At 58.2% G+C, this 23,937-nt stretch carries 38 protein-coding genes and 2 pseudogenes; 18 read left to right on the top strand and 22 right to left on the bottom strand.

Features of this window, described 5'->3' with window-relative positions:
* Window positions 1-8 precede the first annotated feature (8 nt).
* Window positions 9-455, top strand: coding sequence for a hypothetical protein (locus QN085_RS16000; RefSeq protein WP_013973129.1), 447 nt, complete (start codon window positions 9-11; stop codon window positions 453-455).
* Window positions 456-605: 150 nt separating this feature from the next.
* Here the strand turns inward: QN085_RS16000 and pbpG are convergent, their stop codons facing one another.
* The 9 genes from pbpG to QN085_RS15955 all read right to left on the bottom strand — a co-directional run bounded on the left by pbpG (window position 606) and on the right by QN085_RS15955 (window position 5,323).
* Window positions 606-1,532: a D-alanyl-D-alanine endopeptidase gene (pbpG, locus tag QN085_RS15995; protein ID WP_023662495.1), complete on the bottom strand. Its 927-nt coding sequence runs from the start codon at window positions 1,530-1,532 to the stop codon at window positions 606-608.
* Between the two features lie 131 nt (window positions 1,533-1,663).
* Window positions 1,664-2,797, bottom strand: a complete 1,134-nt coding sequence (locus tag QN085_RS15990) for a tyrosine-type recombinase/integrase (RefSeq protein WP_285691317.1) — start codon at window positions 2,795-2,797, stop codon at window positions 1,664-1,666.
* On the bottom strand, window positions 2,698-3,039 hold the full coding sequence (locus QN085_RS15985; RefSeq protein WP_247727032.1) for a hypothetical protein: 342 nt from the start codon (window positions 3,037-3,039) through the stop codon (window positions 2,698-2,700). Before QN085_RS15985 ends, QN085_RS15990 begins: the two co-directional genes overlap by 100 nt.
* 38 nt (window positions 3,040-3,077) lie before the next feature.
* Window positions 3,078-3,434 (bottom strand): hypothetical protein, encoded by a 357-nt coding sequence (locus QN085_RS15980; RefSeq protein WP_285687269.1) that lies wholly within the window; start codon window positions 3,432-3,434, stop codon window positions 3,078-3,080.
* A 62-nt stretch (window positions 3,435-3,496) separates the two neighbouring features.
* The gene (locus tag QN085_RS15975) at window positions 3,497-3,760 is read right to left on the bottom strand and encodes a hypothetical protein (protein ID WP_285687266.1); all 264 of its coding nucleotides are present in this window, start codon (window positions 3,758-3,760) and stop codon (window positions 3,497-3,499) included.
* A 43-nt stretch (window positions 3,761-3,803) separates the two neighbouring features.
* Window positions 3,804-4,139, bottom strand: coding sequence for a hypothetical protein (locus tag QN085_RS15970; protein WP_285687264.1), 336 nt, complete (start codon window positions 4,137-4,139; stop codon window positions 3,804-3,806).
* A complete protein-coding gene (locus tag QN085_RS15965; RefSeq protein ID WP_285687262.1) occupies window positions 4,136-4,531 on the bottom strand; it encodes a phage protein NinX family protein in 396 nt (131 codons plus the stop codon). The genes QN085_RS15970 and QN085_RS15965 overlap by 4 nt, the downstream gene beginning before the upstream one ends.
* Before the next feature lie 187 nt (window positions 4,532-4,718).
* On the bottom strand, window positions 4,719-4,997 hold the full coding sequence (locus QN085_RS15960) for a hypothetical protein (RefSeq protein ID WP_285687260.1): 279 nt from the start codon (window positions 4,995-4,997) through the stop codon (window positions 4,719-4,721).
* Complete coding sequence (locus tag QN085_RS15955) at window positions 4,994-5,323, bottom strand: hypothetical protein (RefSeq protein WP_023662811.1); 330 nt, start codon at window positions 5,321-5,323, stop codon at window positions 4,994-4,996. Before QN085_RS15955 ends, QN085_RS15960 begins: the two co-directional genes overlap by 4 nt.
* 123 nt (window positions 5,324-5,446) lie before the next feature.
* Here QN085_RS15955 and QN085_RS15950 point away from each other — a divergent pair, with 123 nt between their 5' ends.
* The gene (locus QN085_RS15950) at window positions 5,447-5,674 is read left to right on the top strand and encodes a hypothetical protein (RefSeq protein ID WP_039615414.1); all 228 of its coding nucleotides are present in this window, start codon (window positions 5,447-5,449) and stop codon (window positions 5,672-5,674) included.
* Window positions 5,675-5,775: 101 nt separating this feature from the next.
* Here QN085_RS15950 and QN085_RS15945 read toward each other — a convergent pair whose 3' ends face one another.
* Complete coding sequence (locus tag QN085_RS15945; RefSeq protein ID WP_285687255.1) at window positions 5,776-6,345, bottom strand: hypothetical protein; 570 nt, start codon at window positions 6,343-6,345, stop codon at window positions 5,776-5,778.
* 161 nt (window positions 6,346-6,506) lie between these two features.
* Window positions 6,507-7,430 carry a DNA cytosine methyltransferase gene (locus tag QN085_RS15940; protein WP_285687253.1) on the bottom strand — a complete coding sequence of 308 codons (924 nt, stop codon included), beginning with the start codon at window positions 7,428-7,430 and terminating at the stop codon, window positions 6,507-6,509.
* A 61-nt stretch (window positions 7,431-7,491) separates the two neighbouring features.
* Between QN085_RS15940 and QN085_RS15935 the strand changes: the two genes are divergently transcribed.
* Window positions 7,492-8,178, top strand: a complete 687-nt coding sequence (locus QN085_RS15935) for a hypothetical protein (protein WP_196184412.1) — start codon at window positions 7,492-7,494, stop codon at window positions 8,176-8,178.
* Window positions 8,179-8,242: 64 nt separating this feature from the next.
* Here QN085_RS15935 and QN085_RS15930 read toward each other — a convergent pair.
* Window positions 8,243-8,848 (bottom strand): annotated as a pseudogene (locus QN085_RS15930) (hypothetical protein).
* Between the two features lie 125 nt (window positions 8,849-8,973).
* Between QN085_RS15930 and QN085_RS15925 the strand changes: the two are divergent.
* Window positions 8,974-9,273, top strand: a complete 300-nt coding sequence (locus QN085_RS15925; protein ID WP_285687249.1) for a hypothetical protein — start codon at window positions 8,974-8,976, stop codon at window positions 9,271-9,273.
* 193 nt (window positions 9,274-9,466) lie between these two features.
* On the opposite strand, the gene QN085_RS15920 is transcribed toward QN085_RS15925, so the two are convergent.
* Window positions 9,467-9,925, bottom strand: a complete 459-nt coding sequence (locus QN085_RS15920; protein WP_285687247.1) for a hypothetical protein — start codon at window positions 9,923-9,925, stop codon at window positions 9,467-9,469.
* Window positions 9,922-10,101 (bottom strand): annotated as a pseudogene (locus QN085_RS15915) (hypothetical protein); the annotation flags it as partial. The gene QN085_RS15920 and the pseudogene QN085_RS15915, both read right to left, overlap by 4 nt.
* Before the next feature lie 184 nt (window positions 10,102-10,285).
* On the opposite strand from QN085_RS15915, the gene QN085_RS15910 reads away from it, so the two are divergent.
* Complete coding sequence (locus QN085_RS15910; RefSeq protein WP_285687245.1) at window positions 10,286-10,612, top strand: DUF1654 domain-containing protein; 327 nt, start codon at window positions 10,286-10,288, stop codon at window positions 10,610-10,612.
* 119 nt (window positions 10,613-10,731) lie between these two features.
* Window positions 10,732-11,229, top strand: a complete 498-nt coding sequence (locus QN085_RS15905; protein ID WP_285687243.1) for a hypothetical protein — start codon at window positions 10,732-10,734, stop codon at window positions 11,227-11,229.
* 157 nt (window positions 11,230-11,386) lie between these two features.
* Here the strand turns inward: QN085_RS15905 and QN085_RS15900 are convergent, their stop codons facing one another.
* From QN085_RS15900 to QN085_RS15890, 3 genes are all read right to left on the bottom strand, one after another.
* Window positions 11,387-11,893: a hypothetical protein gene (locus QN085_RS15900; protein ID WP_285687241.1), complete on the bottom strand. Its 507-nt coding sequence runs from the start codon at window positions 11,891-11,893 to the stop codon at window positions 11,387-11,389.
* Window positions 11,868-12,218, bottom strand: a complete 351-nt coding sequence (locus QN085_RS15895) for a hypothetical protein (RefSeq protein ID WP_285687239.1) — start codon at window positions 12,216-12,218, stop codon at window positions 11,868-11,870. Before QN085_RS15895 ends, QN085_RS15900 begins: the two co-directional genes overlap by 26 nt.
* A gap of 88 nt (window positions 12,219-12,306) precedes the next feature.
* Complete coding sequence (locus tag QN085_RS15890; RefSeq protein ID WP_285687237.1) at window positions 12,307-13,149, bottom strand: S24 family peptidase; 843 nt, start codon at window positions 13,147-13,149, stop codon at window positions 12,307-12,309.
* 96 nt (window positions 13,150-13,245) lie between these two features.
* On the opposite strand from QN085_RS15890, the gene QN085_RS15885 reads away from it, so the two are divergent.
* From QN085_RS15885 to QN085_RS15845, 9 genes are all read left to right on the top strand, one after another.
* Entirely contained in the window at window positions 13,246-13,494 is a 249-nt protein-coding gene (locus tag QN085_RS15885) for a transcriptional regulator (RefSeq protein ID WP_285687235.1), read from the top strand.
* A gap of 239 nt (window positions 13,495-13,733) precedes the next feature.
* Window positions 13,734-14,462, top strand: a complete 729-nt coding sequence (locus tag QN085_RS15880) for a DnaT-like ssDNA-binding domain-containing protein (RefSeq protein WP_285687233.1) — start codon at window positions 13,734-13,736, stop codon at window positions 14,460-14,462.
* Window positions 14,459-15,142, top strand: coding sequence for a replication protein P (locus QN085_RS15875; RefSeq protein WP_285687231.1), 684 nt, complete (start codon window positions 14,459-14,461; stop codon window positions 15,140-15,142). The genes QN085_RS15880 and QN085_RS15875 overlap by 4 nt, the downstream gene beginning before the upstream one ends.
* A 25-nt stretch (window positions 15,143-15,167) precedes the next feature.
* A complete protein-coding gene (locus QN085_RS15870; protein WP_285687229.1) occupies window positions 15,168-15,464 on the top strand; it encodes a DUF1364 domain-containing protein in 297 nt (98 codons plus the stop codon).
* Window positions 15,461-15,889 (top strand): VRR-NUC domain-containing protein, encoded by a 429-nt coding sequence (locus QN085_RS15865; RefSeq protein ID WP_285687227.1) that lies wholly within the window; start codon window positions 15,461-15,463, stop codon window positions 15,887-15,889. The genes QN085_RS15870 and QN085_RS15865 overlap by 4 nt, the downstream gene beginning before the upstream one ends.
* Window positions 15,886-17,184 (top strand): tyrosine-type recombinase/integrase, encoded by a 1,299-nt coding sequence (locus QN085_RS15860; RefSeq protein ID WP_285687225.1) that lies wholly within the window; start codon window positions 15,886-15,888, stop codon window positions 17,182-17,184. Before QN085_RS15865 ends, QN085_RS15860 begins: the two co-directional genes overlap by 4 nt.
* A complete protein-coding gene (locus QN085_RS15855) occupies window positions 17,181-17,429 on the top strand; it encodes a hypothetical protein (RefSeq protein ID WP_285687223.1) in 249 nt (82 codons plus the stop codon). The genes QN085_RS15860 and QN085_RS15855 overlap by 4 nt, the downstream gene beginning before the upstream one ends.
* The gene (locus tag QN085_RS15850; protein ID WP_285687221.1) at window positions 17,426-17,743 is read left to right on the top strand and encodes a hypothetical protein; all 318 of its coding nucleotides are present in this window, start codon (window positions 17,426-17,428) and stop codon (window positions 17,741-17,743) included. The genes QN085_RS15855 and QN085_RS15850 overlap by 4 nt, the downstream gene beginning before the upstream one ends.
* An 11-nt stretch (window positions 17,744-17,754) precedes the next feature.
* Window positions 17,755-18,441 carry a hypothetical protein gene (locus QN085_RS15845; RefSeq protein WP_285687219.1) on the top strand — a complete coding sequence of 229 codons (687 nt, stop codon included), beginning with the start codon at window positions 17,755-17,757 and terminating at the stop codon, window positions 18,439-18,441.
* A 118-nt stretch (window positions 18,442-18,559) separates the two neighbouring features.
* Here the strand turns inward: QN085_RS15845 and QN085_RS15840 are convergent, their stop codons facing one another.
* Complete coding sequence (locus QN085_RS15840; protein ID WP_285687217.1) at window positions 18,560-18,718, bottom strand: hypothetical protein; 159 nt, start codon at window positions 18,716-18,718, stop codon at window positions 18,560-18,562.
* A 43-nt stretch (window positions 18,719-18,761) separates the two neighbouring features.
* Here QN085_RS15840 and QN085_RS15835 point away from each other — a divergent pair, with 43 nt between their 5' ends.
* Complete coding sequence (locus QN085_RS15835; protein WP_285687216.1) at window positions 18,762-19,802, top strand: MerR family transcriptional regulator; 1,041 nt, start codon at window positions 18,762-18,764, stop codon at window positions 19,800-19,802.
* 23 nt (window positions 19,803-19,825) lie between these two features.
* A complete protein-coding gene (locus QN085_RS15830; RefSeq protein ID WP_285687214.1) occupies window positions 19,826-20,725 on the top strand; it encodes an alpha/beta fold hydrolase in 900 nt (299 codons plus the stop codon).
* 14 nt (window positions 20,726-20,739) lie between these two features.
* On the opposite strand, the gene QN085_RS15825 is transcribed toward QN085_RS15830, so the two are convergent.
* From QN085_RS15825 to QN085_RS15810, 4 genes are all read right to left on the bottom strand, one after another.
* The gene (locus QN085_RS15825) at window positions 20,740-21,054 is read right to left on the bottom strand and encodes a hypothetical protein (RefSeq protein WP_108479875.1); all 315 of its coding nucleotides are present in this window, start codon (window positions 21,052-21,054) and stop codon (window positions 20,740-20,742) included.
* Window positions 21,035-21,277: a DNA ligase-like domain-containing protein gene (locus QN085_RS15820; RefSeq protein ID WP_285691313.1), complete on the bottom strand. Its 243-nt coding sequence runs from the start codon at window positions 21,275-21,277 to the stop codon at window positions 21,035-21,037. Before QN085_RS15820 ends, QN085_RS15825 begins: the two co-directional genes overlap by 20 nt.
* Window positions 21,278-21,844: 567 nt before the next feature.
* The gene (locus QN085_RS15815; protein ID WP_285687208.1) at window positions 21,845-22,558 is read right to left on the bottom strand and encodes a hypothetical protein; all 714 of its coding nucleotides are present in this window, start codon (window positions 22,556-22,558) and stop codon (window positions 21,845-21,847) included.
* Window positions 22,559-22,966: 408 nt separating this feature from the next.
* Window positions 22,967-23,449, bottom strand: a complete 483-nt coding sequence (locus tag QN085_RS15810) for a DUF6998 domain-containing protein (protein WP_285687207.1) — start codon at window positions 23,447-23,449, stop codon at window positions 22,967-22,969.
* A 101-nt stretch (window positions 23,450-23,550) separates the two neighbouring features.
* Between QN085_RS15810 and QN085_RS15805 the strand changes: the two genes are divergently transcribed.
* Window positions 23,551-23,745 carry a hypothetical protein gene (locus QN085_RS15805; protein WP_285687205.1) on the top strand — a complete coding sequence of 65 codons (195 nt, stop codon included), beginning with the start codon at window positions 23,551-23,553 and terminating at the stop codon, window positions 23,743-23,745.
* Window positions 23,746-23,937: the final 192 nt, after the last annotated feature.

The raw sequence follows: 23,937 nt of genomic DNA, 5'->3' as shown, positions 1-23,937 counted from the left end.
GAACCGAGATGAGCGGGATAACAGCAAGCAATTTGATAATCAACGGCGTTTCGGCCCAGACGCTGAGTGCGAACGCAACTGCCGATCGCGAGCAGGCGAAACAGGCTGGTGAGGCACTGGGGCCCTTGAGCATCAGTAGCGACAGCATGAAGGTTGGCGGGGCTGGCCAGGCGCAATCCACGGACAGTGAAGGCAGTGGGGAGTCACAGGCCGTGTCCGAGCTGCGTCAGTTGATCAAGGATTTGCAGAAGCAGCTGGCCGAGGAGCAGAAGCAGCTTGCTGCATTGATGGACAGCAAAATGGACGAGGCTGCCAAGGCGGCTGCGGTGGGAGCCAAGCAGGCGAGCATTGCCACTATCAACGGGCAGATCATGGCGGCCACGGCGCAGTTACTGGAGTTGTTGCAGCAAGAGGGTGGCAGCAGCGCGGGCGGAATGGTCAGCGCCACGGCCTGACGAACTTGGGGCTGCTGTGCAGCCCTATCGCGGCAAGCCGGCTCCCACATGGACCGCGCAGGGCAGTTGCTCTCGCAGGCCTGGTGCTGTCACTGTGGGAGCTGGCTGCCGGCGATAGGGCCGGTGCAGGCCCCATCATTCCGGCTCCGGTCATTCGGCCGCCAGGCGCCCCTTGTTCTGCCGCTCTGCCTTGTACTGCATGGCCACCGCCGGCGCCGGCTTGGCAGCACCGGTTTCCAGCCACTGACGCATGCGGCTGGCATCGGCGAAGTGGGTGTACTTGCCAAAGGCGTCGAGGATCACCATGGCCACCGGGCGGTTGTCCATGCGGGTCAGCAGCACCAGGCAGTGCCCGGCTTCATTGGTGAAGCCGGTCTTGGTCAGCTTGATGTCCCAGTTGCTCTTGTTCACCAGGTGGTCGGTGTTGCGGAAGCCCAGGGTGTAGTTGGGCTTGCGGAAGGCCACGGTCTTCTCGCGGGTGGTCGACAGTTCGCTCAGCATCGGGTACTTGCGCGACGCCATCAGCAGCTTGGCCAGGTCACGGGCCGTGGACACGTTCTGCGTCGACAGGCCGGTCGGCTCGACGTAGCGGGTGTGCGCCATGCCTAGGCTGCGGGCCTTGGCGTTCATCGCCTTGATGAACGCCGGGTAGCCGCCGGGGTAATGGTTGGCCAGGGTGTTGGCCGCACGGTTTTCCGATGACATCAGGGTAATCAGCAAGGTTTCGCGGCGGTCGAGCTGGCTGCCCAGCCGAACACGCGAATACACGCCTTTCATTTCCGGGTTGTTGGCAATGGTCATGGTGAGCATCTCATCCATGGGCTGCTTGGCATCCAGCACTACCATCGCCGTCATCAGTTTGGTCACCGAGGCAATCGGCACCACGCGGTCGGCGTGGCTCGAATACAGCTCCTGGTTGGTGTTCAGGTCGATCAGCAGGGCGCTGCCCGAGGCGAGATGCAGCTTGGATGGGTCACGTTGAACCTGGGCCGGGGGTTGTGCAGCAGCGGTCGACGGAAGGGTCGCAGTACCTGTGAGCAACAGCAGCAGGCTGAGGATGGACAGGGATGTTTTCACGTTGAGGCTCACTAAAAGTTGGTATGTCGTTGGCTGTGCAAGGGTTTTCCCCCAAAAAACCGCTGCATTCTGGAGTATGGCTGATTTGCTGTCGAATGCCTTATGACTAAAGGGCGCAACGTGAACGAAATTTAATCCGGTACCATTTTGGTACCATTTTCTGACAGACCAAGCTTTTCAATTTCTGCCCAGTCGTTCGCCGAGTTTAGCCATTTTGCGTAGGTACTCAGAAGAACCTGAACTGAGTGCCCCAGCTGGCCTGCAATGAAGGCTGGATTCATGCCGGCCATTAGGCACATCGTTGCATATGTGTGCCTGCAATTGTACTGGGGCCGCGCAGGTATGCCGGTCCCCTTCAGGGCCTGGATAAAGTGCGTTCCAGGTGTGTCAGGGGAAAGCATGTGTGGCGATGACCCTGACGGTTGAAAAACATACGGCGACGAGGTTGAGACCCGGCGCTTCTGCGTTGCCCGATCTTCTGCAATCTCACGCGCCTTGCTCAGAGCCTCCAAAGCGCGTGCGTTGAGCATCACGGTCCGGGTGTACTTTGTCTTGGTCCGCTCTATAACCTGCTTCTCGACCACGATTCGACAAATGAACGCGGTCTTTTTCTCAAGGTCGATCTCGTCCCATCGAAGCGCCATGATCTCGCCGGTTCTCATGCCGGTGAAGAATGCAAACTCGAAGAATGCAGTGTAGATCTGGTTGCATCGGGACAGGTTCGACCGCATCCATTCCAGCAGAACTTCTGCTTCCTTTACTGAGAATGGCTCTACTGCCTTGCGATTCTTTTGCGGCAGCTGAATGGCCTCAGCAGGACTCCTGTCTACTGCCTCATCAAAAACTGCCTGCTTGAACATCCGCTTCGCGATCGCAATCGCAGCTCTCTTCACTGTAGAACTCTTCCACGCGGTACCAGATACCACCCTCCTCAGGTCCAGCGTTGATATGCCCTTGATAGGGCGTGTCGCCAGCTTGGGCATCCAGTACCTATTCAACAATCCTTTGTAATTCGACCTGGTGTCGTTCACGACCTCAAGGCAGTCAAGCCAGCTTTGAGCGTATTCGCCGAAAGTGATCTCTGTTGCCCTGTCGATGTAAGTCGATTTGGGGAACAATTCGGCGTACCGCTGCTCATCCAGTACGCCATGCCTTATCAGGCTCTTTACTTGAGCGCGTAGATCTGCGGCCGCCTTGATCCCCTTTGCGGTTTGGGGATACGGGAGGGTTTCAGTTCGACGTTCACCATTCCAAATGAAGCGGATGCGGATTGCGCTTCTGTGGAACTCAACTCCAGCGGGTAGCCCCATGCTCCTTCCAGCCACGCTTCGTATCTCCTAATGCTGTAGAAAATCCGGTTGTCAATCTTTTTCCAAACGCCTTCCGGGATCACGCCACGGACGCGCTTTCCTTCCAGCGCGCGTTGCGTGATTCCAATCAATTCAGCCATTTTCTTCTCGGGTACCTTGTCCAAGGCCCAAGTCAACGGCTTATGGTCTTCCTGCATAGGTGCTCTCCACGCCGCCGGTGGCGGCAGGTTGGGGGTCAGGCTGCTTTCTGCGAATGCGCAGTGTCCCTGCGCCGGCCAATTTGAATCTGAAGTCGATTGGCCTTGAAGCGTCGTCCGTCTCCAGGCGATATCTCTGGGGCCAAGTTGGCCAGATCCTCTTCAAGCATGCCGAAGTAGTAGAGGTGCTCTCCGTCGCCCATCCACTCAGGTTGGGCAGTCGCCCAGTCGCGGGCCTGAACGCACGGTATGCAGGTCTTGAAACTTTCCATCGAGCCTTCCCAGCAGCCAGAGACCAGTTGGTATTGCTGGCCTGGCTCGATATGCCCACGGCATTCGCAGCAGGCGTGGCGCTTCCTGGCCACGGGTTCTGTCGTGGTCTGAAAATCAGACATGGTTGCTCCTCGCCCGCGCATGTCGGCGGGCTTGAGTAGTAGGGGGAGGGGTTAGGCTGGAATCAGCCGTAGTCGAAGTCGTATTCGGCGAAGCAGGGTGCACATAGCGGGCGCTGGCCGCGCTGTGCCCATACCGATGTCTTCAACAACCAGCGGCTCTTGTCGACGAACCGCCCGCAGTCGCGGCAATGGGTGTAATGGTCTTCGGCTTTGAGCAATGCAAACTGCTCGATGCGCTGGCGCTCCTCCTCGGCGAGCAGCTTCCTGAAGTGCTCCTGCTCTTCCTTCTCCGTCATGTGCGGGTAGATCTTGCTCATCTCGGTCATCGCGGCCCCCTGTAAATCAGGTAGGCCATGTAGGCGAGGGCGATCATGGCTTCCACCTCTTGCCTACGCGGAACACCATCATCATGTTGTGATGGAGTGGAACTTTGAGGACGTGGTCGAAGAACTCGCCCTTTCCAGAGATGAATCCGGTAGGCACCTTGGTTCCGGCAATTCCGAATTCTCGCCAGCATTCTTCGCCGCCGTTCTTGTCCCAGTATGCGCGTTCGCGTTTTGGAATCTCATCGTAGGTTTTCGTGAACACGGAGGTATCCGGAATGTCGCAGATCCGGCGCCATGCGGGATGGCGTTTGCACCATTCAGCAGCATGCTGAGAGGCTTGATCGACAGAGTAGAATTCCTTTGTGCTTTGTTCGGTCATGGCATCAGCTCCTTCGGCACCTGGACGGTATCGCCGAGCTTGTGGTTGACGAGCCCTCGGCAGAACGCGATCAGCGCCGTAGGGCCGTAGCACCAGACTCCTGCGCCGGCCGGGCCACCGGCGTAACACAGATCGGCAGGCAGCCCAGGAATGTGCTGAGCGGTGCCGCTGTGCTTGTCGATCAGTTGACCGCCGTGCTCCCAGTTTGATGATGGCCTGAATCCGTAGCCCATCTCGACGCCGCGGATGCTGACGCTGGTAGGGGCTTCTTCGTTGAGCCAAACATTTGTCAGGCGCTCTGGATCTGACTTGAATCCTTCGGCCATGGCCACAGCCCAGTCCAGCGGCGCGCCGACCAGGTTGGATACCCTCACTTCAATCAGGTCGGTCATGGTCGCCTCTCCATTTGGCGCTGGCGATATGTCGATGGCCGCTCGATACCCCACCAACCAGAACTGCGCGATCGGGAGAAATACCAGCGGTCTTCTGCGTCTGTCTTGTACCAGCCGGCCATGAACTTGGGAGTGCTGGGCGCCCATGCCTCTGCATCGCGAGGTGCGACGTTCCAATTCGTGCTGCTCACAGCTCATACCTCTCATCAATCCAGCGCCCAGGCGCCAGAGCGGGTGTAGGTTCGGGTTGGGTTTCGTGCGGGGAGAGCTGGCGCTGGTTGCCGGCCTGGTCCGGGCCGCGCAACATCCAGTCAGGTATGCAGCTGAGCCCACCGGCGTTACCGGATGCATATCTCCAGCAGGTAACTGATCGCTTGTCGTCGTGGATCACATCTATGCTCGGCGTAAGTTTCTCCGCGCTGGCGCCGGTGGCCAGCAGCAGGAGGCAGAGGGCGAGGCGGGTCATGCCGCCACCTTGTGGCGGATCCACACGCAAACAGGGCCGTCTTCGGTGTCGTGGATCGAGAAGGTGAACCAGCCATCACCGACCGGCTTGCTTGGCTGCCAGGGCGTGCAGTCATAGTCGCCGCCGGCGTCGAGCCATTCCGCATTCAGTTCTTCCGGGCCGTCGTTTTCCATCTCGATCACGCAGTACTCCAGGCCTTGGTCACCGAACCAGCTGAACGGAAGTGCGCATTCGTCGCCGTCGTCTGGCCAAGCCGGGTGGGTCCAGAAGCCGTATTCATCGCGCTCCACCTGTAGCGGCTGGATCAGTTGCTTTTCTTCAGGCATGACATACTCCTGCCGATTTATCGGAATTATTTGAAAGTGATGGGATTTAACTGGGGAACCGGCAGTCCACCGTATGAGCCGTTGAAGCTGATAGCTCTGTCATCCATCCGTGAGGTGAGCTATATGCCCAACGCAAAGGAAAGCCATTACCAGGCTTATCTGCTTCTCAGAGAGCTCGATGCTCAAATTGCTGCCACGATGAACCAGATCGCCTATGGGCGAATGAATGGGATCGAATGGGAAAAGACCTGCAAAGCCCACCGAATCGCCTTCGATGAGTGGATCAAATTCGCCGATATACGGGCCGCTGAAGGAAAAGATTCAGCTTCAGAAAGCCATAACGACGACTGACTGGCCGATGGCTATCGACAATTCTCCTCGCCGCGATATCGCGGCAGTGAATAGAGGGGAGAGGGGTTGCAGCGGGGAGGAGTACTTTTGTACTCCTATGGTCAGGATGGCTTGTGGGTGGCGTTCGACTGGAGAGCGAGCCCCTTCACGGCCTCGCTGTAGATGTACTTGATCTTGTCCCAGGGGATGATGTGGCGCTGGCCGTACTCACCCTCGCCATCGCATATCTCGCAGCCTTCAACAGGCTCATCCAGTTCGCGGCATTCCGGGCATTCCTGGGTCACCTCCAGCTTGAACTCACCGAGCAGCAGTGCCTTGGCGCCGTTCTCGGCCGTGAGCCGCTTGGGCATCAGGCAGTATTCGTCGGGGATGGATGCCAACGGCCCAATGGGGACAATAGGCAGTCCAGTCGCAGCCGCATCCCTCTCTGCCTCTTCTTTGGTCCACCAGAAGGCAGTACCAACCATCCAGGCTATTGGCTCGGGGTGGGGCTGCGGGGCTGGATGCGTTTCGCGGTAGCCGGCCAGAAACAGCAGGTAGTCGCTGTGGGTGCGCTGGTCTTCGAAGCCGGTGTTGTCCTTGCGCAGCTCTTCCTCGCCCAGGCCGAGCGGGTTTAGCCTGATGAACACATCGCGTGGGTCGGTGTTGCTGGATCGGTTTTCTGTGGGCATGGGGATACCTTGCACTTGATGCGAAAAATGGTGAAACTGCAGTCGGTAATCTCGGCTCACCGTAACTACTTGGTGAGCAGCAATGAACCTCCTCCAGATCCTCAAAATCTTCCTTCTAATCGCACAGCTCGCTCATGAACTGGTGCGCCTGTTTGACGACTTCAGGCCGCTGCCATGAGGGCTTCAATTACACGCTGGCCCGCAAGAGGCGGTACCGCATTGCCGGCCATGTGCATGGTCAGCCGGTGGTTGTCCGGGCGCAGGGTGTCTGCCGGGAACGACATTGCGGCCAAGGCCTCACTGGCGCTTAGCATGCGCATCCGGTCGCCGTCGACCAGGGCCCAGCGGTCCAGTGTGGTGATTGTGCCGATCGGCCGGTTGATGTCGCGGCCGGTGGTGCCGGAGCCTTTGCCGTAGTAGGGCATGATGAAGCGCTCGCCGAAGCGCTGGCGCCCGTTGCGCACGCGGTCGAGCGTGGCCTGGGCTCGGCCTGGCTTCTCGATCTGTGACCAGCGCCCTGCGTTGAAGTCGAGGAAGCTGGCGGCCGGCACGTGCCGCTCGCGTGGCAGCTGCAACATCAGCGGCGCCTTGCTGCGAGTCAGCACCATAAACAGTCGCACCCTGTGCTGCGGCACGCCGAGGTCGGCGCAGTCGACGATGTGAGGCGCTGCCTGATATCCCAACGCTTGCACCGCTTGCAACCAGGCCGGGTAGAGCACCCAGTCGGTGAACTCCGGCACGTTCTCGATCACCGCCGCTTGTGGCCGATGGAACTCCAGCGCCGATACCGGGGCCCAGGCTGTCGAGCGTGATGCATCATGCTCCGGGTTACCCGACTTCTTGCCGCGGGCCTTGGCGTGGCCCTGGCAGCAGGGCGAGGCTAGCAGAATGTCGTGGGCTGGCACTTGCTCCCAGCGTGCCTGGTGCAGGTCTTGGCAAACGTGCTGCGTGTCGGGGTGGTTGGCGCTGTGCCATTCAACGGCCACTGGCCAGTGGTTGGCCGCCCAGAGAACCTGGACGCCTGCGGCGCGCGCGCCGGTGCTCCATCCGCCGAGGCCGGCGAACAGGTCGATTGCTGTGGTCACGGGGATGCCTTTTTGGAATTAGAGGGTAAACTGGAAATAATTATTTGATAAAGGACGAGCTATGGGGCGGGTGCTAGCTGTGGTAGGAGCTTTGCTTACATTGGGATATCTGGTTTTTGCTTGGTGGTTGGTTGGCGATAAAGTTCAGACCCTCCAAGCCATGGCTTTAAATGAAATTGGCGATTTTTTAGCTGGCGCTTTCGGGCCCTTGGCGATCTTATGGTTGGTGCTAGGTTTTTTTCAGCAAGGGTTAGAGCTTAGGCAAAACAATGAAGCGCTTAGGCTGCAAGCTGAAGAGTTAAAGAATTCGGTTGAGCAGCAGAAAGAAATGGTGGCTGTAACCCGTGAGCAAGTCGCTGCGGAGTTAGAACAGCTTAGGGTCGAGCGTGAGCGTCGGGCTGCCGCTCTGGAGCCGGTTTTTGCCTTCAGAGATATCGCTGGGTTTCAGAATAATGGCCAGGGTGAATATGGATTCAATGGCACTGTGACAAATGCCGGTAGTAAAATTACTGAGCTTACAGCTTCAATTGATAATGAGATGTATAGATGCACTGCAGTTTATCTGCCGTCGCTTCTTCATGGTGCAACGTTTAACTTTTTCCTTTATCTCGATAGTTTGGAAGATCACTCCGAAGTAACTATTACGTTTAACTATAGAAACGATGAGGGTGCGTACCGCTCCCAGTCTTTTGTTATGGTGCCAATCCCACCTGAGCCCAATCGCGCTCCGCTCTTACGTCGGATTTAGCATCATATTGCTCAATCACATGATGATTGCAAGGCTTACGGTGTTGGCGGGCAGCGCCGGAGGGTCAGGCGGAGAAGAGGCGATCGAAGTCGTTGGCCGGCATCTTGGGTTTGGCGCGAAACTCCTTTAGTGCTGCCTTGTAGCTCGCCTTGGCTTCCTTCAGGGTCGGAGCCCACTCGCCGACTACTTCGAGAGTTTCTTAGGGTGACCAGCGAGCGAAGTTGTAGTGCCGGCGGTACTGCCGGTACGCGCTCCCGCGGGGGTAGCGCACCATCCTGTACTCCCGAGCACCCCACTCGCCGCGCTGCTGGTACTGCGGCATGTTGATGCCGAGGAAGTGAGCGAAGCCGTCGTAGCACTCGCACTCGTCTAGGTAGGCGTCGAACTTGGTGCGTTTGGCCGGCGGCGGGGGCGGTGGCAGCTTGTCCAGGGCGAACTGCTTGCCCTCATCAGTGGCGCGATACACTACCTCGTCCTGAGAGCAGAATGCCGGTGGCTTGCCGCAGGTCATCAGGCCGGCGGCCACCAGCACGTCCAGGTTGTTCGAGTCGTCGTATCCGGGGCTGGTGAGGAAGTGGTTGCGAGTGATGCTGCGGCGGTCAGAGCGCTCAGCGCACAGGCCCAGGGTGTGCCAGAGTAGGCCGAGGTGCTTCTCGGTGGCTTCGATCATGGCTTTCTCCATGCATGCGCCGCCCTCCGTGTCCGGATGCGGCATGGTGGCAATTTGGTATGTGGAACTTGTTTATGTCTTCAAAGTGTTCCTACACTCATTGTTTCGAGGCAGAGGTGCGAATCATGAGCCGGACATACGATCACGCAACGGGTGATGAAGTTGATAAAGGTTTGTTAGCTAGGAATGCTGGGAAGGTCGCATTGGCCGCGGCAGCGACTGCTGCAGCTGTTCCCGCCGTGCTGAACAGTGCGGATACCGTAAAAGTCGTAGGGAAGGTGCTCACCTTTATTGGCAAGAATCCCAAGGTTGCGCTTGGGATCGCGGCTATAGCCGGCGTTTGCTACGTGGTCCACCGTGCTACTGAACCGGGCACTAAAATCAAGAAGACAGAGGACGGATTCGAGTACGAGCGCTCTAAATAGAACCGCCTTCATCGTGATTGTCACGTCCTAGGCCTCCAGCCCTCGGCCATCGCCTTCTCGCGGGTCCGGTAGTCCACAGAGTGCTGTGGGGCTGCTATCTGCTCGACCATGGCCGATATACCTCCCAAACCGCTGGGCGGCAGATTGCTGTGTTGCTGGCGCCGGCGGTGCCGGACGCGTGCGGTGAGGCGTTTCATGCTGCTTTCTGCTGATTCCAGGCGCCGACGGCAGCAAAGATCTTAGCGGCCTCTGCTTCGTCGAGCGTTGTGTCGGTGGGGATGGCGATCCAGCCGGCCGCCACCAGGTGATTAGGGTTGGCCGTGGCCCGCAGGTCGGTGTAGGTAGCCTCGATAACGTCGGTCAGGTGCTCGGCCCGGTAGTTGCCCTGCGGCGCGACCTCAACCGACTTGTGGTATCGCTCGCCGAACTCCGTCCGGCACAGCACGCTCAAGTAGATGGTCCAGCGGTGCGGGATGTCGCACACGGCATCAACCACCTGGCGCACGCAGATCTGCTTGAGGTTTTTCCAGTTGATCAACACCTGCTGGCCGCTGGGGTCAATGTTCACGACGGCCGCGTGGTTGGCCGAGACCAAAGCCCGGCAGGTCCGCTCTAGCCGGGAGCGCATGTTGTGTGGCTTGCGCTTGCTCATTGCATGCCGCCTTGCTTGCTCGCAGCGCCTGCCTCCATTGCATCCACAAACCGCAGCGCCGCCCGATAGCTGTAGGCGAAGCCGTGTTTGGCTCCGGTGGCGATCTCCACCACATCCCAGGTCGTGCCGTTACCAGATGCCTGGTATCGCGGTGCGCCCTGGCTGACCTTGGCATGCGGGCCTCTGCAGTCCCTGATGTGTGACCGCTTGAGCTGAACAATAAGCCAATGCCTAATTATTGTAAATAGGTAATGCCTAACTTTTCGTGCATGCCTAATCCGCTATCCGTGCTTGCATCGTTCGATGGCTAAGGTAAGCTCTGCCTGGTACTGGATGAATGTACAGGTATAGGAGGAAGGAATGGCCAAGCAGAAGAAGTCGGCGCCGCAGGCGCGCCAGGAGATGACCGGACTGGAACGACTGGGCCTGCGGGTTTCGTCGATGATCAATCACCCGATCGCGCAGGCTCAGCGCTGGGTGACGATCCATCGCCTGGACACGGACGGTAATATGGAGTGGGAGGAGGTGATGGGGCTGCTGGCCGAAACGCCGGAGCTGGACCTGACGTTCAACGATGACGAGAGTGTGACGGTACGGTGGGAGCCGCAGGACGCCGAAGATCGAGACGACCTGATCGTGGAGCGAGAGTGGGAGGAGGAGAGGGTGGAGGAGGAGGCGCCTTTCTAGGGATGCAACCCGGGGCCCGAAAAGCTTTTTCGAATGATGTCAAAATGATATTGCTCCGGGTACAATCGCCGCCGGCCGATATCCGGCCATGCCAATAACGGCAACATGGAGCAGTATCAATGACGTTTCGGAAAGTGGCTGGGGCGGTTGCGGTTGTCGCGTTCGTTGGTATTCAAGGGTGTGCGAGTATTGTAGGCGAGTCTCGCTACCCAGTAGCTGTATCAAGTGCTCCCCAGGGAGCAAGCTTCGAGATCACCGATAAAAACGGTACCGTGGTCCACTCAGGCAACACCCCAAGCACCGTCACATTGAAGTCTGGTAAAGGGTATTTTTCTGGCCAGACCTACAAGCTGCACTTCAAAAAAGATGGATACCCAGACAAGACCATTGAGCTTGATTCCAGCCTGAGTGGTTGGTATTGGGGCAACATCTTGCTTGGCGGTTTGATCGGCATGCTGATCGTTGACCCCCTTACTGGCGCGATGTACAAGCTTCCAGAATTCGCATCTGCTGACATGGGCAAGCCCCTGGCTGACACCAACGCCGAGACCCTCAAAGTGGGCGTGATTGACGACCTAACGCCAGCTCAGAGAGCGCGCCTAGTTCCTGTCAACTGACCACCGAGCTGCGCACCGGCCAAAGAAAAGCCCGCACTGCTATGCGGGCTAACGTAGGGAAGCGGATGAGCCTTGACTGTGCGGGTAGGGGCGTGAAAAAAGCGTGAAGGCATGAAAAAGCCCGCCGAGGCGGGCTGTTTGGTGTTAACCGGTTAATTCATTGAGTGGCCTGGGGGACTTCCTGTTGAGCCTTGACTTGCTCCAGCAGTTGTCGCGTCTCGAACGATTGCTGCTTCATCTCCTGGAGGGCGGCAGATGTATCGCGACCAGAATCAAAGTTCGCCACTCCGTACGCCATCACAGCAATGGTGATGCCGACAATCGCTATCACTGACAAGACCGAGTTAAGAATGATTGTCCCTTTCAGCCCGCGGACACCAGACAGGTCTTTGTCCAGAAGCTGAAGGCTGTGATCCATTTTGAGCAGGCCATCAGCGACTCGGCCTTCAAATTCCTTCAAGCGCGCATCCGCCTTGAGTTGATGATTCTCAAGTAGGGCGTTGAGCTCTTCGCGAGTGATGTCGTTCATGGGTTGAGTATCGGATGAATGACGATATTTGTCACGGCCGAGAGGATCCAGCGCTTTCGGGGGTGGCGTATTGATGATCTTTGCGATCATTTCCTGAGCCAAGAAGTCATCAATTTCGTTTGCTGAATGCTTCACGCAGTCGTTCCTCCATGCCGTCCTTGCCGCCATCAAGCATCAGCGCCTTGCTCAGCAACACGCAAAGATCCCTGTGTCGCTCAGGCTTGCCACTCAAGAAGCCATCCAAAATCTCCTTCAGCCTTGCTAGGTCATCTTCACTGATCTCGCCCTGGGACTGAGCCTTAGCGATGATCACCAATGCAGCAGAGGCTGAAGCGGTATTGAGAAGAAGCTCATTGATGATCATGACCAGCGTTTTGTTTAGCGAATGCTGATGACTCAGCCGCTCGTTGAGGCTGTCAACGACGGCCTGCAGATCGTCCTTGGTCGCAAATTCTGTCACCCGGTAATCTCCTTTGGGCTCTTAACTCACGTAATCGCTGCATAGCGATCACGCGCTGGTCAATGCCCCGGTATTTGGTTGCCGAAAATCAAACCAGATGTGCGTTCCATACCAGCAATACCCTGGCCTGGATGTAGGTCATGTCCCGGCGGATCAGCCGATCCTTGTGCCTCGGGTTGTCCGAAATCATCTCGAAGTGCTCCTCATCAGCCACCTGCAGGCGCTTGATGTAGAGCAAGTCATCCCAGACGAAGAGGTAAATCCCGTCGCCCACGAATTCGCGGACGTTGATGTTCACGATCAGCGGGTCGCGGTGCTTGATGGTGGGCTCCATCGACTGGCCCCAGCCGGTGACCACCTTCAGGTGGAAGTGCTCTTCGAATTCAACGCCCAGCTCACGGAGATGGCTCGGGCTGACGCGAATGTCCTTCAGCATCTCAGGATAGTCATGCGTGGCCTGTCCGTTGCCCATTGCCGCGCGCACATCGTAGTGAGCAATTCGAACCTCATCCCCGACGAGCCCAGGGCGGGAGAAGTCGACGGTGATTACGTTGCCCTGATCTGAAGCCTCGGCAGCGGCCATCAGCTGCGCACGGGCACTTTCCGGCAGGTTCTTGCCCTGCTTGGCGAGCATAGTGCGAACCATATCCGCAGCCGAGGTGGGCGCCGGCTCTTCAACCGATACTGAGGCGACGTCCTGCAGGCTTTCATAGGTGAAGCCTGGGCGCAGGCCCCAATGTTCCGGGCCTACGACATCAGCAAAGTACGCGATGACATCCATCAGCTTCGACTTATCGATCCGACCATTTTTCACCCAGCCCTGTACCGACGGAGGCTTCACCTGGAAGTCGTCTGCGAGTTGTTTCTTCGATACGCCCTTGGCGATCCGAGCGGCCTCGATGGCAGCGCCCAATTCTGGTCCGGTAAGCATTGCCTAATTAGGCCTATCACGGCGCTGGTTAGGCAATGGCTTGTACCAGATAAGGTATTGCCTTATATTCATCGGTAAATCTCCAGGGGAGAACTCATGAAATCAGCAGAAGCAGCCAAAAAAGCATCCCGCTTACTGGGCAGCCAGGCGGAATTGGCGCGCCGGCTGAGCGTTGCGGCTCCAACCGTCAACCAATGGTGTTCAGGAGAGCGTCCGGTCCCGCCCAAGCGCGCACTACAGATCGAGGCTCTGACCGAGGGCTCGATTAGCCGAGCCGATCTGTGTCCCTCATTCCCGTGGAACCAGGCCGACTGCAGCTCTAGCCAGTCGCGCTCTGCCGCCTAGCCCATTCCAGCCGCCAGGCGCTTCGGTGCCCGATGGGGTGAAGTATCCGTGACCTGGCCTTGCGCTAGTAGATGGCCGAAACACCTGCGAATCCATCCAGTACCGGAATCGCGGGCGAAAAAAAACCGCCTGGCAGGGCGGTCTTCTGAAACAACATCGAGGTCGATTATGCACCGCACAGACGATGCAGGCAATACCGCGCATTCCGCGTCAGCTGTCAGTCATGGAGGGCGTTCGTAATGGCTCGTATCCGCACCATCAAGCCTGAGTTCTGGACCAGTGAACAGGTCATGGAGTGCTCGGCGATGGCTCGACTCCTCTTCATCGGGATCTGGAACTTCTGCGATGACGCAGGCAACCACCCGATGTCACCGAAGACCATCAAAGCTCTCGTTTTCCCCGGTGACGACATCACTGCGCTGGCCGTGGAAGGCCTGCTCACCGAGCTGGTAACGAACCGGCTGATTACTCTCTACGAGGCGGGATCGAAACAGTACCTGCACGTCAACGGATGGCACCACCAGAAGATCGATAGACCTACCGTAAAGCATCCAGAATTCGTCGAGCCCTCGCCGAGCGCTCACGAAGAAGTTGGCGAAGGTTCGTCTAGCGGTGATCGAGGCCTCACCCCCGGAAGGGAAGGGAAGGGAAGTAATACACACTCTCCGCGTGAGCCGTTCGCGATGTACCTCGAGTGGGTTCCTGACCAGGCGCAGCTTGAGGCGTACGCCAAGCGATCAGGCGTCCCTATCGCAGAGTTTTCGGAAAAGGCCATTTCAGGATTTGTCGTCCACCACGACGCGAAGGGGCTGGCTAAAACCGAGAGTCAATGGATCGCTGACCTGGTCGCCTGGAGAAAGCGCGACCTAGCGAATGCTGCGAAGGTCGTTCCCCTGCGTGCTGGTCCGGGTGGCCAGCAGCTCGATGACCACGATACGTCTTGGATCGAGCAAGGGAGTGCCAAATGAACCCAGTCGCGGTTGTCACTCATGGCCTGTGGGCCAAGGTTCAGTCCGGTCAGCACGTCTCTGCTGGATACGATCTGCCCGATGAGGTGAAGGCCGAGCTTAACCGGAAGACGGCAGAGGTTATCAACGATCTGTTCCGTGACCTGCGCTCCATCTGCACCGCCTGGAAGCAGGCTTGGCCCGACCAGGCCACCTACAACGCGTCGAAACAGCAATGGCTCACTGCGTTTCTAGAGGCCGGCATTTGCAAGCCCGAGCAGTTGCAGTTTGGACTGATGCGCTGCCGCCAGTCGGGGGCTCCGTTCATCCCACCTCCCGGTGAGTTCATCCAGTGGTGTCAGCCGTCACCAGAGATGCTCGGTCTGCCGGCCTTGGCGGCCGGTTTCCGCGAAGCAACCCGCAATGCCCATCCTGCGATGGCTGGTCGGGGTAAGTGGAGTCACGACGCGGTCTGGCACGCGGCCAAAGAGTGCGGCTTCGAGAATCTCAACAAGCTGCCATCCGATGCTAGCTCGAAGCTGTTCGAGCGCAACTACACCATCGCAGTTCGGCGGCTTATGGCCGGTGAGCCGCTGCAGAAGATGCCGCTGGCACTTCCTGCGGAGGTTTCTGTGCGCCGCACTCCGCAAGTCGGAAATTCTGCCTTGGCAGCCATGCGCGCCCGCTTGGCGGGGCGCTGATCAATTACCTTCAAGGAGGCGTCCCGTGCGCCAAACAAAACTGACCAAGGCTGCCCGCGGCCGGGAATGCCAGGTGCGCATCCCGGGCGTCTGCAACGGCAACCCCGAGACTACCGTCCTCGCACACTACCGCCTGGCTGGCACCTGCGGCGTCGGCAAGAAGCCGCACGACCTGCAAGGCGCCTGGTCCTGCAGCGCCTGCCACGATGCCTGTGATGGGCGGAGCCGAGCTGTGGATCGAGACACCGCACGCCGATACCACGCCGAGGGCGTCATGCGCACCCAGGCGCTGCTGCTGAGCGAGGGGGTGCTGGTCGGATGAATGCTCCCGCCCTTCGCCCGTTCAAGGCCAAGCCGGCCCGCGCCAAGCCCGTCGACCGGGAAGGGCAAGAGCAGGCCGCGCTGATGCAGGAGCTGCAGCTGCGCTACCCGCAAGCCTACAAGCTGATTTACCACGTCCCGAACGGTGGGCACCGGATCAAGGCCGTGGCCGCCAAGCTGAAGGGGCAGGGCGTGAAGGCTGGCGTTCCCGACCTGGTGCTGCCCATGGCGCGGGGCGGCTACTTCGGCCTGTACATCGAGTTCAAGGCCATGCCGCCGTTCGACGCGCCGGTATCGCCCAGCCAGTACGCCTACCTGCAGGCACTGGCTGCCCAGGGTTACCTGGCCATTGTGTGCCGGGGCAATATCGACGCGGTCGAGGCTATCCGTGCTTACCTGCTGCAGCCTGCGACGGTGGCCGCATGAGCGCGACCCGGGAAGTGAAGCTGAGCGAAGCCGAAGTGCGCCGGCAGGCCGCCGACAAGTCGGTGCGTGACCTGCGCGACCCGCGTCACCCCGGCCTGTACCTGCGCTTCTGGAGCAACCGCGAGCGCGGTACCTGGCACCTGGTGCGCGGCAAGAAGTGGGTACCGGTCGCCCGCTGGCCTGACCTGACCGTGGCGGCGGTGATTGCCGAGCTACCCGCGCTGCGTCAGCGCCTGCTGCGCGACCCGGCCACCGCTCCGGTGGTGTCGGGCACGGCCACCGTGGGCCAGCTGCTGGACTGGTACGGCGATCGGATGGCGCGTGACCGCTCGCTGTCGGCGAAACGCAAGGCCGGCGCCCGCTCCGCCATTGCCCAGCACCTCAAGCCGCGCCTGGATGACCTGGCCGTGGCCGGCGTGAATGCCGATGCGCTGGACAAGCACCTGATGTGGCCGTGCCAGGCGGAAGTGTCGCTGTCCTACCTGCGGCAGATGTTCGCGCTGCTGCTGACCGCATTCCGCCAGGCCCTGCAGCTGGGGCTGATCGACCGCAACCCCATGGCTGGCATGCGCTTCAACGACTTCACCAAGGCCCGGATCCTGCCCAAGGCGGCGCGGCTGCGGGGCGTGCAGTTGCCTGAGCTGATGCAGCAACTGGCCAATGCCTTCGAGCAGGAGCCGGGTGACGCCATGCTGGCCCTGATGATGCTGGCCCACGGCACCCGGATCGGCGAGACCCGCATGGCCCGCTGGAGCGAGGTTTCCCTGGCCGCTGCCGAGTGGTTCATCCCGGCGGCCAACACCAAGACCCGCACCGAGCACCGCCTGCCACTGACCGCCCAGCTGGCGGCGCTGCTGACCCGGTACCGGACCATCCAGCAGGACCGGGGCTACGAGGGCGTCTACCTGTTCCCGAACCGGCGCGGGCTGCCGCTGAGCGAAACCCAGGCCAGCATGGTGTTCACCCGCCTGGGGCAGGGCGAGTGGACCAGCCACGACCTGCGCAAGGTATCCCGCACTACCTGGACCGACCTCGGCATCGACGGCCATATCGGCGAGATGTTGCTGAACCACACGCTGGGCAAGATTGCCAGCACTTACATCCACACCCAGGCCATGCAGCAGCGCCGGGCAGCGCTGGAGAAATGGCATGCCTGGTTAGACGACATCGGCTTCGGTGCCATTCACGGCCTTACCAAGGCCTTATCCGGAATTTCACAGAATTCGGCCCAGCCAGCGGAACACAAGGCGTCCAGCGACCTTGCCGAATTTGTAATTAGCGAGGATTCGAAATGAATATTTCCGAGCACGGAGCCATCGCTTTCCTCTACGGCGTGAATGGACGACTCGTAGGTCAGGTGATCATTGATGAGTGGTTCGGCATTGACCTCGGCGAGGAAGTAACCGTGGAGCCGCGGGAAGGAGGCTTGTTTGGCCTGGAGCAGTTCGACAAGCCGATTGTGGCTGGCAGTGCTGTCGTGCCGCGCAGCCGTGCGACCAAGCCTTGGCTACGAGCTAAGAAGGGGCGTTCGCGCCAATGAGCAAAAGCCACGGCCCGGCTTTCAAGAAGGCCTTAATTGATCTGGATGTATGCCCTTTGTGCCGTGGGAGAGCGGTAACCAAGGGTCTGTTTCACGAACTGCCATGCGACTACTGCAACGCCTCGGGCTGGGTAATGGCTGCAACCGGCGAGGCCCTGGCCCTGGATGAACTGGTGACCCAGCTCAGCATGAGGCTTCGGGCAGCGCTCCGGCAGATCGAGCAGTTGAAGAACCTTCAGGCATCCGGGCCTGAGGTGGCATATCAGGGAAGCAATCGGCGCGGCGCCGGCGGCACCAATTACACCGGGGATTGAGGGGGAAGGACATGATCTACAACAGCGTATCGGGTGCAGTAGTTGCCGCTCTGGCGGCGGGTGAGAAAGGATCGGCGAAGGCCCAAGCCTGGCAGAAGCTTTACAAATCGGCTGAGGAGGAGGGCGGATGCCTGGCTTCTTTGGGTGGGCGGTCGGGTGATATCGACCGCACCCAGGTCGATTACTGGCTGTCGGCCCGCCTGCACCACATGCTCAAGGGGCGGCACTGGGATGCCTTGGTCGCCAAGTACAGCACCAACAAGGCAAAAAAGGTGCAGGCGATCACGCTGATCCGACCACTGATCGCGAGCCCGGCACCGGCACTGTTCATCTACAAGGCAGTGACAGCTTGGGCGATCCCAAAGCTCAAGGGCGCACGCCGGAAAGCGCCGCAGCCTGTCTCGGTCGAGATCCCGCTGGACGCATCAGCTTGGCGTGTTGCAGTCACTGTGGTTGCTGCCGTTGCTGCCGGCAAGGCAGCCAAGAAGCGTGTCGAAGCGTTCGAAGAGGATGTGATCATCCTGCCGGACAGCTTCTACGACATGAACACCTGGGATCTCGATGCTACGCCGGAGTCGACCCGCCGACGGTGGAGGCTGGATATCAACGAGAAGCTGGACGGGATGATCGACGACGCGCTGGCAGAGGTACGGGTGATATTGGAAGCCGAGGGGCTGCTGATGAAAGAGGCTGCATGATTGCCGGTTGACATCAGTGAGCGACTGAGCGAAATTATCTCCATCCTGTCATTCCTGCGCGTGTTGAGGAGTGGTCACCGAAAGCCCAGCCATTGCGCTGGGCTTTTTTGTGCCTGGTTTACGCTATGCGAACAGCAATTTCGCCGGTTGCGACGATCTCGTACTCGGTATCGCTCTTCTTGTTCGCTTTACCGCCGTTTTCAACTACGTAGGTCACCATGCCATCAGCCCAGCAGTTGTCTGCTGGGTTCAGAAACTCGTGATAGGTCTGCGTCATCACTGCAGCGATTCGGTAGATCTTGGCGTGAGGGGACATTGCTGTGCAGCTAAAAGTCGGCGAACTTGCCAAGCGGGCGGGGCTTTCGGTACGCACATTGCACCACTATGACAACCTCGGGCTGCTTGAACCGTCAGTTCGCTCCGATGCCGGTTATCGGCTTTACGGAGCGGCAGACATCCAACGGCTCAACAAAATCCTGGCGCTTCGCGAGCTGGGCATTTCTCTGGGTGAAATCCGCCAGATCCTGTGTGAAGGAACACTTTCAACCCCGGCCATTCTTTCTGCGCAGCTGATCCGTGTCGATGCCGAGATAGCGCATCAGCACAAACTTCGCACCCGTCTGGAACGTTTGCAACGTGCACTACTTGAAGAAGACCTGTCGGAGGCGGGTTGCCTCAATACGCTGGAAGCGATGGCGTTCTATCGCCACCATCTCAGTGAAGATGATCTCAGTTTGCCCTTGCTTGGAGCTAACGGAAGATTTGCGGCTCCTTGGCAGAAGCGTATTGATGGCCTCAGGGCATTGTTTGAAAGGGGAGTGTCTCCACGCGCATCGGCTGCTCGCCGTGCGGCACGCGATTGGATTGCGCTGGTGGAAAAAGACACGCGGTCAAACGCTGGAATGTTCGTGCGCGTGGACAATCTGCTCACTTCGCGCGGGGAGGACCTGTTTAATACGGGGTTTTCTCCACAGCTTGGAGAGTACATCCTGAAGGCGTTCTGCGAGCACCGCCTGCTGATCTATCGCAAGCATTTGAGCCCCAACGCCTATCAATACCTGCGACGCACTTACATCGGCGTGATGCGGGAGTGGCCAGGCCTGCTTGATAGCCTGGAAGTCCTGCGCAACGCTGATTGTCCAGCCACGAGCGCCGAGGTGCAGCTGATCGCAAGGTCGTGGCTGGCCATGCGGCACAAGCTGGCACTGGACGACGCCGCACTCCAGGCCATACGCCGTGCAGAGGAGTCCGAAGAAGAATTGCGCGTCGGTACCTGGCTCCATCCCTGTCTGCTGAAGTTTCTTGAAAAGGCCGTCGCTTCGGTTTCTGCAAGCGCGAATGTCCAGGCGCCCGGCGCATGATGAATACACTAAAACCATAGATTATGTTTTCGAAATATCCTTTACGTCCAGGCACCGAATCGCAGGCAACAGGTCCCGTTATCCAGTTCTGCGAAGCGCGTGGTATCCCGTACACTCGTTTTGGAGAAAAGCCGCCGGAAGTCGTTGTGATTAACGGTGGACAAGGATTTATGCGGCAGCAGACGCCTCGCCGTCAGCGCAGGGATTGTCGGCGAATCGCCCGAATTCTGCCTGCAAATACTTCGTTCGTCTTGCTTGGGTATCCCGATGCAGTACCAGGTGCGACCTTGCAGATACTTGCGGAACGTATGGCGGAGCTGGTCGCTCGACGATTTGGGCCCATTATCCTGGTCGGTATATCATTCGGGGGCATCCTGGCATTGCGCCTCGCTTCTCGGAACGCTGCCCTTGTCCGCAGGCTCATTCTTGTTTCAAGCGCTCACGAGCTTGGCGAAACCGGCAGGGGGTTGGTTCGTCAGCAAGTGTCCCACGTCCTGGCTCAAGATTACGTTGCATTGATGGAAAGTTTCACCACTGTCTTTCGGCGCCCATGGCGAAACGCCTTGCTACGCGCGGCACTTTGGCTTGGTCGTAAGCGACTGGCTCAGCGAATGGGGAATACCCAAACGATTGTTCGTTACCTGAATGCTTTGTTGGAATGTTCCGGCGAGCGTGCAGATTGGCTGAACAGCATCGAGGCACAGACTTTGGTTATTGGCGGAAAGGATGACCAGTTCTTCGGAGAAGGCGCGATGAAGCGAACAGCCGATCGAATAGCAGGTTCGACGCTGCATCTAATCGAAGGAGAACAGCACATGATGATGGTTGAGTGTTCGTGCATTGTCGCACGCGCCATTGCCAACTGGCTCGCTGATGCTCAAGGTGCTCCATCGATAAAGGCAAAAGATGGTGTTGAACCGTAAGCCCAGCGTCTCGGTCACTTGTGCTTCGGGAAAAGGGCGGAAAGAATTTGCCACCTTTTCATTGAATCGGCAGGGCAGGGCGCCCATAACTCTTCTTCGATGAACTCGGCGTATCGGTCGACAACTTCTGCGCAGCCGTTCATGCCCAGGTCATGGGGTGTACCGTCTGGATCGAGCCACTGACCGGAGACCACACGGAACTCTAACTCTCTGTAGCCATGGGCGTCCCAGTCGCTCGACCAGGCGCCGGTCTTCGACTGCTCGTCAACGAGGTCGGTGATCTCGCATTGCAGCACACTGGCCTCCGCTTCAACCAACACCTCGTACACAATGCCTCCTAGGGCATTCGCCCCGCCTACTGCGGCTCCATGTCGCTCTCCAAACTGATGCCCGCCGCCGGCCATCGTCATCCTGCACAACCACCTCGCCGTCGAGCCAGGCCGAGTGGACGGCCATCCGGGCCAGGTCCGCGGCCACCAGCGGCATACGGTCCGTCCAGTCGTACCCGTTCTTGGTGAACAGCTGAACCGAGCCATCGATCCTGGCCAGCATCCGGTACCCGTCATACTTAATCTCGTATCGCCAGGCGCCGGCGGGTGGCCGGCCGACCAGCGTAACGAGCTGCGGCGCGATGCGTTCAGGGCACGGTACCGTCGGGGGCTGCATGACGGCCACCTCTCAGCTTCGGGTTGTTCCCGATGGAGTTTGTCGGGCAGGAAAGGTGCCTGCGACCCGACAAGCAGTGAGCAGCTACACAAAGGAAGGGAATCGTTCGGCAGAACGCCGGGGAGGGTGGTTCAGGTGTCTAAAACCGCTCAAAAGCATCTCGGTTTTGCTGGGCGAAAGTCGCTGAAACTGGCAGAACCATATTAGACAGGCTCGATTCGCAGGCCGCATTGGTCGCGGTCTGAGGTCGATTATTTCCGCTACTGCTGCAGTACTATAGAGAGGCTCCAAAATACGCCAATACGCTTCAAATAAGCGGTCGATTTTGTGAATTACGGTCTGTAGCTGCTTCGAAACAAGTCTTGCGCCTAGCGTGGCACGAACTACCTGCTTGATAAAATGGCTTTGATAGTTAATGGATTAGGGTTGTCACCTGAACGGGGCGTTTTGTTATTAAAAATGATGTTTTCCCAGTAGTTCTATATTGGATAAGTATCTTTCAAATTCACTGATGGCGTAGGGCAAGAAAGATTGCTCGATATTTATCATATTCATAAAATTAACGCTTATTCCATTGCTATGTGTTCTTTCAATAGCTTTTATAAGTCGTTGATGTTTTGGTTCAAGCTTGTGTTTTCTTTCAAGGATTTCATTGTAATTTTCGGCAACCCCATCGCTATGCGCGCAAATATTCCTGATTATCATCAGGTGGTTCAATGACTCTACCTTAGGATCTCTGAATGCCGCGTCTAGTAACTTTTGTGATTCTTCGATGGGTTTTCGGTGGCCTGATGATTTGCCAGCGTGGTATTCGAGCGTTTCTAAGATCTTGTTTAGCCTGGCTTCAAATAAGCCAAATATGGTTAGATATGCCGAACGGCGCATCAACTGTGTAATTAAGTATGAGTACTCAGTTATGACGTCTTCCCTGTCGGCGGCTGAAACCGGGCCAAAACTGTAGTAAGTCTGCCGAATCTGAAAAGGTTGTCCATTTTGATCGGTATCCTCATCTTCGAAGACTAGCTCTTCAATGGCTTTATCTTCAGTTATCTTTTCGATAGCTGAGCGTATGTTGCTTTCAGCCTGTTGAGCCAGCATATTCATGGTCAAAATTGACTGGCTCGCAGACCACACCCTCAGATCAAACGTAAATCCTAAAAGCGCCATTAAATCTCTCCCTAGACGTTCTGACGATTGACGTGTGATTCAGGCAGCGGTCAACCATTGATCGTCGCATGCTACATGAGTCATCCATGGTTTACGATTAGTCTCAGTAGACAAAGCACTGTATGGGTGGATACCGGGGTTCAGCGGAGCCGGTTGCCAATCTGCACCAGGCGGACATGAGCTTCGTTTTTGGTAGCTAACCCAAGGCGACGAGATGGCGCAACTGGAAGGTGGGGATGGGCCGGTAGGACATCAAGGGAGGTGAAAATCGATTCCAAAACTAAAACGGCGACCCCTGCAGTGTGCGGTCCGTAGCCGTGCCGTTTCGTCTTTGTTTTGGAATCGTTTTTGGCGCTGACGCCGCATGAACTGGGCATTTACGGCACGGTCTTGAAAGCCGCTGTCTTTTTATAGGTCTCCAGTTGGCAAAGCAGCTAGGGCATCTTTCAGAGAAGGGCTCGCAGTGGTCGTCAGCCGGCGCGCCTTGGATAGATCGAGCTCATAGTTTCCGCTTGGCGCGTAGTAGCGGGCTGCTGCGATTGCCTGCGCGACAGGTCCGTAATACACAGTCGAGAGCGCACCGTCTTGGTATTGGATGACCATTAGGTCGTCGACTCTGTCGATGGTCGACCTACCGATAGGAACAAATCCGTTCTTCTGAGCCGTCGTCTTAACGCTTACCTTTCTACCACTCCTGCAGATCACATCGAAGCCATGCTGGTTGGTTAGGTGAGCGAGGGTGCCTTCTAGCTCTAGCGCACAGTAGAACTCGCCCAGCCGCCCTAAAAGATGGCGTACCTCCGTAGCGCTCACGCCGAATTCAACCGTCTCCAATCGAATCAGTTCAAAGTATTTGTCGAACAGCTGCTGGATACGGTCTTGGGTGATCATCGTATGTGGACGTCAAGGTCAGTTTTGGCCGTTCAGTTATACAGGATTTTCGTAATGCGGCCTCTGCAAAGCGAATGTTCGGTTTAACCGGGCCTCCAGCGGTGCACCAATTCGGAAACCAGTCACTGGTGATGCGGGCAACCGATCATGGCCGGCCCTATACCGGCGCAGTGCTAAATGAGAAGGCCTATGCCGCGCGCCGGCGGCTAAAGGTCGATGACGGCGACCTGGTCGGCATGCTGGAGATCGTCGAGTCGGCCAGGCTGTGGGCGCTGCTCGATCAGGAAGAGGCCTGAGCCATTGGCCTGCTCACGCTGGAATCTGCAGAGGATTGTGAAAGGGGTGAGCCAAGACGAATCGTGGACGGCAGAACTCCGCGGTAGGCGGTACCATTTTTTGTACCAATAGATGAGTTTTTGCGGGTGGTGCAGAGTGGTCGAGAGAGGCGAAACCCCCGAATTCATTGGGTTTCGGCACCCACGAAAACT

The sequence above is a fragment of the Pseudomonas sp. M2(2023) genome, assembly GCF_030263955.1.
Classification (GTDB): domain Bacteria; phylum Pseudomonadota; class Gammaproteobacteria; order Pseudomonadales; family Pseudomonadaceae; genus Aquipseudomonas; species Aquipseudomonas asiatica.
Note: the sequence above shows the minus strand (reverse complement) of the source record. Positions and strands in the feature narration are given on the sequence as shown.